The sequence below is a fragment of the Marivita sp. genome (genome assembly GCF_051251565.1).
In the GTDB taxonomy this organism is placed as follows: domain Bacteria; phylum Pseudomonadota; class Alphaproteobacteria; order Rhodobacterales; family Rhodobacteraceae; genus Marivita.
Genome location: NZ_JBPOFB010000038.1, coordinates 1 through 7,289 on the forward strand (window position 1 = coordinate 1; position 7,289 = coordinate 7,289).

Sequence of the window (7,289 nt, forward strand, 5' to 3'; positions counted from 1 at the left end):
CCCAAAGGCGCAAACCTCAGCGACCCAAGCGCCAAAGACTCCCCGGTCGCACCCGATCCCGCAAACTGATCCAGCACATGCAGAAGTTGATCGGCTACATGGCAAAGGGCCTTTTTATCAAACGCTACTTGCTCTCCATCCAGATCAACTGCCAATCGTCCGTCAGGTTGTGGGTAAAGCGCGATACTCATCCCATCGACTGGACCGTTCGATAGGTTTGTAGTCGTGCTCACCAAATCCCCGAACCGGACGTCGTACTCAAATGACATCTGGTTGACCTGCACCCGCGCCAGAGAGGCCTCTGAGCCAGAGCCTAACAGATCGCGCCCTAGATCCTCGTAGCGGTAGCGTTGGCGGCGCAGCCCCGCCAGCTGCTTGCTCTTGATTTCACCAAGCAAGGATCCGACCGAATGTGCCCAGATATCCCTGATCCGTAGATGCCCGACATTCGACGACATGGAGACAATCACGCGCGCGGCAGCTCCAAAGCGGCCCAAAAGCGGCGTGCCCAAAACAACATCCGAACTCTGCGTCCAAATGGCCTCAAGCACGGCCGCAGCAGCCGTCACCACCTGACCGGATGTGACCCCATAAACTTTGGACAGCTGCTCAACAGCTTTGAGCCGCTCACCCTCAAGAACCAGCCCATGGCGCACAAACTGCGGCTCATTGGCAGGCTGGCATGTGGCTCGCCGTGTCTCAAACGGCGTGGCAAAATCCGCGCCAGAGAGAAGATCACGCCAGTAGCTCCCATCCCGAACCGCCACATCGCTGCTCTGATAGGCAAGCTGCTCGGCAATGTGCCCAGCATAGAGCTCGGACTCATCATTCGCAGAACCCGACGCAGTATCGCCCGAAAGCAACAATCCGTATCGAGCAGCAACCCGGCTCGCCAAAAGTTGACCAGACCAGGCATCCACCACAATATGGTGGTAGACCTGCACCCAGTCGGTCGCGCCATCACGGGTCTTGATCAGTGCCCACCGAAACAGTGCATCACGCGCCAGATCAAAAGGGGCGAACGTCATCTGCTTTAAAAGCGCTGCCCGCGTGGCTGCGGGATCAGAGTCCTCACGCAGATCGTGGAAGCCGATTTCAACCGCGCTGCGATCCAGATATGCTTGGCACGGCTCATCCCCCGCACTCACAATCGCCATGTTCAAAGCAGGCGTCTCAGCAATCACCTGCGCGGCGGCGCGGCGGAACACCTCGATATCCAGATCCCCTGCAATCGAGTTCACTTGGCCAATGTTATAGCGGCCGCCCGCCACATCGCGAAGATGCGCAAAGTACACACCCAGTTGTGCAGGGCTCAGGGGCAGAGATGTCTTGCCGCTGTACTGATCCCCGTGACCTCCATTTTGCCCACAGGCATCCTCGTCAGAACCAGGCATCCCGCCGCCTCACGGATCGGTGCGGGGGGCCGCAACCATCAAAACAAGAGCTATTACGAACGGCGTGAGCAACAAACTCAGCACAAAACAGCCGACGGCACGCTTACGGCCCAAGAAGGCGACTACACTGGCAAGCACCAGATAGCCGAGGATCAAAAGGGGGGACGCCATGATGTATCGGCCAATCAGGTCTTGGCTTTGGCGGCTGCGAATTCCTGCTTGAGCTCCGCCTCAACAGCCTCAGCACTGAAGGACGACACTGTGCTCCCCTTCTCAAAATGAGCGACAAAAATCTTCCCGATCGCATAGGTCGCAGCAGACCCAAAAGCTGCAAGCCCAACGCTCCCCAAAATCGTACCACCAACCGGAACAACCTTGAGCGAGGAGCCGAGCAGGCCACCGCTGATCGTAGCCGATGCAAGCGTGCCCAAGAGCGCAGAGACGACGCTCTGTAGCGTCTCAGAGTCAGCATCGACGCCGTATACATGCGCCAGATCGCGCACCATCTTGACCTGCACCGCACCAAGCGCAATCAGATCAACAACAGGGATCGGAACAATCGCCGCCGCCGCAGACCACTTGACCGCAGACGAAATAACCCGCGCTGCTTGCGCATGCACATCGTTCGAAATCACCTGCTCCGTCATCGCCATCAAACTTATCCTTCCAACATCCGCTGTTCATGATAACTTCAATCAAGGACAGGGCGCTTTGTCGACAAAATAAGTGCATAAAAACAAACAAAATTATATCTTAATGGAGCATCCATGTCTAACGATACACAAAACAACTGGAGCATGGACGGCGATACCTTCAAGGTCCTCAAAAACGAAGAAGGTCAGCACTCAATCTGGCCATCCGCTCAACCCATTCCAGATGGTTGGGACCAAGTCGGACCCGTTGGCCCAAAGCAAGACTGCCTCAATTGGATCAAAGAAAACTGGACCGATATCGCGCCAAAATCACTGCGCACCGCTCGGCACCGAGCATGAAGGAGGGATCTGCCTCAATCTGTGTGGCGCAACTATCCTGAGCTTGGAACTTTCAGGAGGGATAGTCGTGATTTCAAAAAAGCACTGGTCGCCCGAGAGCGACGTTTCGGTTCAAGGCGTTAAGCGACGTGATTCCGGCGTGTGGCATGTATCCGGCGTGTTTGCACCGAGAGGCATCTTCCCAGATTGTGGTTTGCACTCTCGGCGTCGTCACGAGTGGCGGCAAAGGCGGCTGCAGGATTTACCCGAACATGGCGACAAGGTAACAGTCGCACTCTGGGTCTGTAGATGGCGATGTCCCGCTTCCACATGCCCGCGGAGGACGTTTTAAGGCTACACCTCGTCAATTGCGCGCCCATTTGCACGTCGAACTTCGCGTGTTGATGACATTGTCGGTCACCTGGGGCACGCCATGGGTGGACAGCCTGCCGAGCGGCTCTTGCGCCGGTTAGGCGTCGGTGTCAGCGATGACACGGTTTGCGGCACCTCAAGCAGCGTGCGGAAAGCGCCGCCCCGCCGCCAACGATCATTGGCATCGACGATTGGAGCTGGCGCAAGTCGCAGACTTACGGAACCATTATTGTCGATCTCGAGCGGCAGACCGTAATTGATATCCTTCCGGATCGGAGCGTTGAACGCTGTGCGAGCTGGCTGCGGCAGCACCCTGAGAGTGAAGTCATCAGTCGGGATCGTTGTGGTGCATATGCGAAGGCCGCACGTCAGGGCGCACCGCAAGCCCTGCAGGTCGCAGACCGTTTTCATCTCGTCCACAACCTGCGCCAGGCCATTGAAGAGCAGATGAATATGTATGGCCGTGCCACCGGGCGGGCGCTATTGTCAGATGCCGAAAACATCAGCACGGCCAATCATCTGCTGCGATCGCGTCTTGCCCATCGGAAATCACGTGAGGAGATTTTCCGAAACATCCATGCGCTTCGTGATCAAGGGCTGTCTTATAGCGAAATTGGACGGCGGACCGGCTTCCCGCGTCGCAGTGTGGCGAAGTGGTTGAACTCCGGTTCGCCACCAGACCGCCGCCGAACTGCATTGAAGCCCACGTCGCCGTGGTATTTTGAGGGCTTACTGGCCGATCTCTGGAAACAGGGTGTCCGGTCCGGTCAGGAATTATTGATTGAAATTCAACACCATGGCTATGAGGGCAGCTTGTCTCATTTGCAACATCTGCTGGCCGGATGGCGAAGGGATGAACAAACCGCTCTAGCAGGCCGGACCGACACGCCGCTGCCTCTGGCGTCTGTGCGGGACCCGCAAACCGGTCATGCCATTTCGCCGGTTGTCGCAGCGGTGCTCTGTATCAAGCCGCGAGGCAAATTGACCGCAGACCAGGCCCAAAAGGTAGATGCATTGAAGGCCGGATCGCCAAGCTTTGCCACGATGCGGAGCCTTGCCATGCAGTTTCAGGGCAATTTACGCGGCGACCAGTCCGCCCCACTGGACGCATGGATCGACCTGGCCATTGAAACTGGCATCCCACCAATCATGCGGTTTGCCCGCACGCTGCACCGCGATATCGAGGCCGTGCGCAATGCCATCGAACTTCCGTGGAGCAACAGTCAAGCTGAGGGCTAAATCAATCGCCTGAAGACCCTCAAGCGCGCCATGTATGGTCGCGCCGGACCAGAACTTCTCAAAGCCCGAATGCTTCCGCTGCGCCACACAAATTGAGGATGACCCGGTAATGATGAGTTTTGGCTGAGGGGAGCCCCGTGTTGAAAACGGGACAGACGAAACTGCAAGTCCCCTCGCGCCATTTGCGATTAGTCGATCTGAGACAAAAGATCGGGATTGGTGATGAGGTTCCTTACGCCGTGCGCGTGATCCTCGTCAAAAGGATTGTCTTTCAGCCAGGCGTCAAGTGATGAAATGTCGAGCTTGACGACCTGTGAGCGCACGCTCCACGTCACCTGGAATGGCGATCCCTTTTCGTTGTAGCTTGGCCCAGTTGTTGAACCTGCATAAACGACTGGTTCACCTAGGTCGCCGGGTAGATTCGGAACCTGGTTCAGACCACCGATCTCTTCAATATGAGCCATCTCTACGAAGTTTGCACCGCCTTCGGAGACCAATACTGCCACAACGGCTTCGACACGCAATTGCGGGTTGCCAATTGCATCACTCAGACAGGTCCCAAGAGTCGGGCCGAGCGTCGCTTGTGCTGTTGAATGTACGAAATGGATCTCGATTGTGTCTCCGGGGACCAAGTCGCCGTGTTCGCTTCCACCAACCGTCATGCCAACGGGCGCGAGTTCTGCATCAGTCAATGTCCCGGCATATTTGAATCCGGTCCCATAACCATGGCCGTCGCCATTGCCAGCATATAGGGTAAAGTTGCCCCCCTTGTGCTCAGCGTTCTCGTGGAAATGAATGTCGCACAGAGCCATATCAGTGACAACCGGGGCTGCGGTGAACGCGCGGTGGTTCATGCCGTCATGCGCATCGATGTCGCGCGGGGACTGAGGACCGTAGCCCATTCCACTAGTCGCGGCTGCAAGAGTTGCCCGCTGTTCGGCGGTGACCTCATCGGACACGACGTGATCGGCGGATTCGGCAATAGCGCCGGACCCCAAAAGCATCACAACCAAAGCGCACACACTCGCGAAAGTCGGATTGTAAGACATAACGTATTTCTCTCTCCACGTTCATCGGCCAAGCTAGGGCCACTGTCGCGACTACATCCCGATCTCCCGAGCAACAAGGTCTCAAATTTGTTAGCTTGCTATGCAAGAAGCTCAGGTCGCCGAGGTGATCGGAATTTCAAGACGCTGCATCTGTAAATCGTCCGCCAGCAATCCGTGGTCAGAACAACCGTGTCAAACCGGATGATTCCTGTCCTGCGCGTAGCATTGACACTTGAGCTTTGACAGAACCCACGGGCAAACTTCTAGGTGTTCAGTCCCGGCATCTGGTGGATCGGGTTCAATATGAATCTGTCCGGCTCTGATGTCCAGATCTTGCAGATGTATTCGTAAGGAGTGAGTCCGTTGAGGGTCTTGAGCCGACGCGCGAAGTTGTATGCTGCCATGAAGTCTGTGAGGTGCGTTCGCAGCTGATCATGGCTGTCGTAGTGGAAGCGCTTCACGGTGGCTTCCTTGATCGTGCGGTTCATGCGCTCGACCTGTCCGTTGGTCCAGGGATGGTTGGGTTTGGTCAGTCGTTGCTCAATCCCGTTTGCCTCACAGATCATGTCAAAGCGCATCGGCCGTGAATATGCGGTGTTCCGGTTCCGTGGCTGCTCTGCGAACTGAATGCCATTGTCGGTTAGAATGGTGTGAACCTGATATGGCACGGCTTCGAGCATATGTTGCAGGAATTCCCAAGCCGTCTTTCTGTCCGCCTTCTCGACGAGCTGGGTCACGGCAAACTTGCTCGTGCGATCAATGCCAACGAACAAGAAAAGCTTTCCTTCAGCAGTCTGAACCTCAGCGATGTCGATGTGAAAGAAGCCGATAGGGTAGCGTTTGAACTTCGACCGCTTTGGCTTGTCACCCACGACGTCAGGCAGGCGCGAGATGCCATGTCGCTGTAGACAGCGGTGCAGTGCTGAGCGTGTCAGGTGCGGGATGGACGGTTGGAGCGCATAGAGGCAATCATCAAGCGGCAAAAGCGTGTGGCGCCGAAACGCGACGATGGCCGCCTCTTCGGCTTCGGTGAGGACCGTCGAACGTGGCTCCTTTGGGCCAGTCTTGAGATCATCGACCGTCTGCCGTTTGCGCCACTTCGCAACCGTCTTGGGATTGATGCCGAGTTCCCGGCTCAACGTCGCGAGCGAAGCTTGCGATCGCTGTATTGCTGCTCTGACGGCGTACGTGGTCGTGGCGCCTCCGTGACGAACTTGTCCCATAAGGTATCCTTCCATTCCTTCGAAAGGATCACACCATCAAACCCTGGGATCAAACAATAGGTCGCGTCAATCATGATTGTCTTGTACTCGGCCCTCTCGGCGGCCAGGCCGACCATGATCCGGGCGAAGACCCCGTTGTCGCTCCACCGCTTCCATCGGTTATAAAGGGTCTTCGCCGGACCGTATTCCTTCGGCGCATCGCACCAACGCAACCCATTGCGATTGATGAAGATTATGCCACTCAGAACCCTTCGATCATCGACGCGGGGCTTACCATGGCTCTTCGGAAAGAACGGTTTGAGACGCTCCATCTGGGCGTCCGTCAGCCAGTAAAGATGGGGTGGTTGCCGTCCTTCCCCAGCCGGCATCGCGATGTGCCACAGTGGTGCTGACTGCACCCACAATCATGGAGAGGACGGTAAGATGAAAGATGTGCTGATCGGCGTAGGTCTGGCAAAGAGCGTTTTCCAGCTTCATGGAACGTCGATGACGGGAGACGTGAAGTTCCGCAAGAAACTGTCGCGCGGACAGTTCTTGTACTTCATGTCAGAACACGCTCCGTCGTTTGTCGTCATGGAGGCTTGTGGTAGTGCCCATTATTGGGCACGCGAACTGATCAAGATTGGTCATGACGTCAAACTGATAGCGCCCCAATACGTACGGCCATTCGTGAAACGCCAGAAAAACGACGCCGCAGACGCTGAGGCGATCGCAGTTGCAGCACGGCAGCCCGAGATGCGGTTCGTTGAGATAAAGACTTCCGCACAACAGGCACGCGCAGTTCTGTTCCGGGCACGTGAACGCCTTGTTGCTCAACGCACCGAACTTGCGGGCGCATTGCGCTCTGCGCTTTACGAATATGGAAAGGTCATCCCGTCCGGTCTCGCCCATCTCAAGCGCGTCGAGCTGATCGTTGACGATCAGCAGAGCGACATTCCGGCTCTTGTTCGCAATGAATGCCGAGACTGGACCTGTCACGCTTCTGTGCCGCCCCAAGTGCTCGTTTAAGCTACTTTCCGCTCGAAGGCGACGGGGCTTTTC

The 7,289-nt window shown here is 56.6% G+C and carries 7 protein-coding genes and 2 pseudogenes; 3 read left to right on the plus strand and 6 right to left on the minus strand.

Annotation, left to right across the window (positions count from 1 at the left end; genetic code table 11):
* The 3 genes from ACSHXH_RS18775 to ACSHXH_RS18785 form a co-directional block, all read right to left on the minus strand.
* On the minus strand, positions 1 to 1,394 hold a 1,394-nt coding region (locus tag ACSHXH_RS18775), incomplete at its 3' end, for a condensation domain-containing protein (RefSeq protein WP_435673331.1).
* A gap of 9 nt (positions 1,395 to 1,403) precedes the next feature.
* The gene (locus tag ACSHXH_RS18780; protein WP_435673332.1) at positions 1,404 to 1,565 is read right to left on the minus strand and encodes a hypothetical protein; all 162 of its coding nucleotides are present in this window, start codon (positions 1,563 to 1,565) and stop codon (positions 1,404 to 1,406) included.
* 14 nt (positions 1,566 to 1,579) lie between these two features.
* A complete protein-coding gene (locus tag ACSHXH_RS18785; protein ID WP_435673333.1) occupies positions 1,580 to 2,047 on the minus strand; it encodes a YcjF family protein in 468 nt (155 codons plus the stop codon).
* A gap of 114 nt (positions 2,048 to 2,161) precedes the next feature.
* On the opposite strand from ACSHXH_RS18785, the gene ACSHXH_RS18790 reads away from it, so the two are divergent.
* Together ACSHXH_RS18790 and ACSHXH_RS18795 are read left to right on the plus strand one after the other, a co-directional pair.
* The gene (locus tag ACSHXH_RS18790; protein WP_435673334.1) at positions 2,162 to 2,386 is read left to right on the plus strand and encodes an MbtH family protein; all 225 of its coding nucleotides are present in this window, start codon (positions 2,162 to 2,164) and stop codon (positions 2,384 to 2,386) included.
* 67 nt (positions 2,387 to 2,453) lie between these two features.
* Positions 2,454 to 4,072, plus strand: a pseudogene (locus tag ACSHXH_RS18795) (ISL3 family transposase).
* A gap of 92 nt (positions 4,073 to 4,164) precedes the next feature.
* Here ACSHXH_RS18795 and ACSHXH_RS18800 read toward each other — a convergent pair.
* The 3 genes and pseudogenes from ACSHXH_RS18800 to ACSHXH_RS18810 all read right to left on the minus strand — a co-directional run.
* A complete protein-coding gene (locus ACSHXH_RS18800) occupies positions 4,165 to 5,025 on the minus strand; it encodes a delta-class carbonic anhydrase (protein ID WP_435673335.1) in 861 nt (286 codons plus the stop codon).
* A gap of 263 nt (positions 5,026 to 5,288) precedes the next feature.
* Entirely contained in the window at positions 5,289 to 6,248 is a 960-nt protein-coding gene (locus ACSHXH_RS18805; protein ID WP_435673336.1) for an IS481 family transposase, read from the minus strand.
* A gap of 56 nt (positions 6,249 to 6,304) precedes the next feature.
* Positions 6,305 to 6,616, minus strand: a pseudogene (locus ACSHXH_RS18810) (transposase); the annotation flags it as partial.
* Positions 6,617 to 6,671: 55 nt separating this feature from the next.
* Here ACSHXH_RS18810 and ACSHXH_RS18815 point away from each other — a divergent pair.
* Positions 6,672 to 7,256, plus strand: a complete 585-nt coding sequence (locus ACSHXH_RS18815; protein WP_435673337.1) for an IS110 family transposase — start codon at positions 6,672 to 6,674, stop codon at positions 7,254 to 7,256.
* The last annotated feature ends 33 nt before the right edge of the window (positions 7,257 to 7,289 follow it).

Coding starts and splice junctions, on each gene's coding strand:
- ACSHXH_RS18790 (WP_435673334.1), top strand. CDS start 2,162: ATGTCTAACGATACACAAAACAACTGGAGCATGGACGGCGATACCTTC.
- ACSHXH_RS18805 (WP_435673336.1), bottom strand. CDS start 6,248: ATGGGACAAGTTCGTCACGGAGGCGCCACGACCACGTACGCCGTCAGA.
- ACSHXH_RS18785 (WP_435673333.1), bottom strand. CDS start 2,047: ATGGCGATGACGGAGCAGGTGATTTCGAACGATGTGCATGCGCAAGCA.
- ACSHXH_RS18800 (WP_435673335.1), bottom strand. CDS start 5,025: ATGTCTTACAATCCGACTTTCGCGAGTGTGTGCGCTTTGGTTGTGATG.
- ACSHXH_RS18780 (WP_435673332.1), bottom strand. CDS start 1,565: ATGGCGTCCCCCCTTTTGATCCTCGGCTATCTGGTGCTTGCCAGTGTA.
- ACSHXH_RS18815 (WP_435673337.1), top strand. CDS start 6,672: ATGAAAGATGTGCTGATCGGCGTAGGTCTGGCAAAGAGCGTTTTCCAG.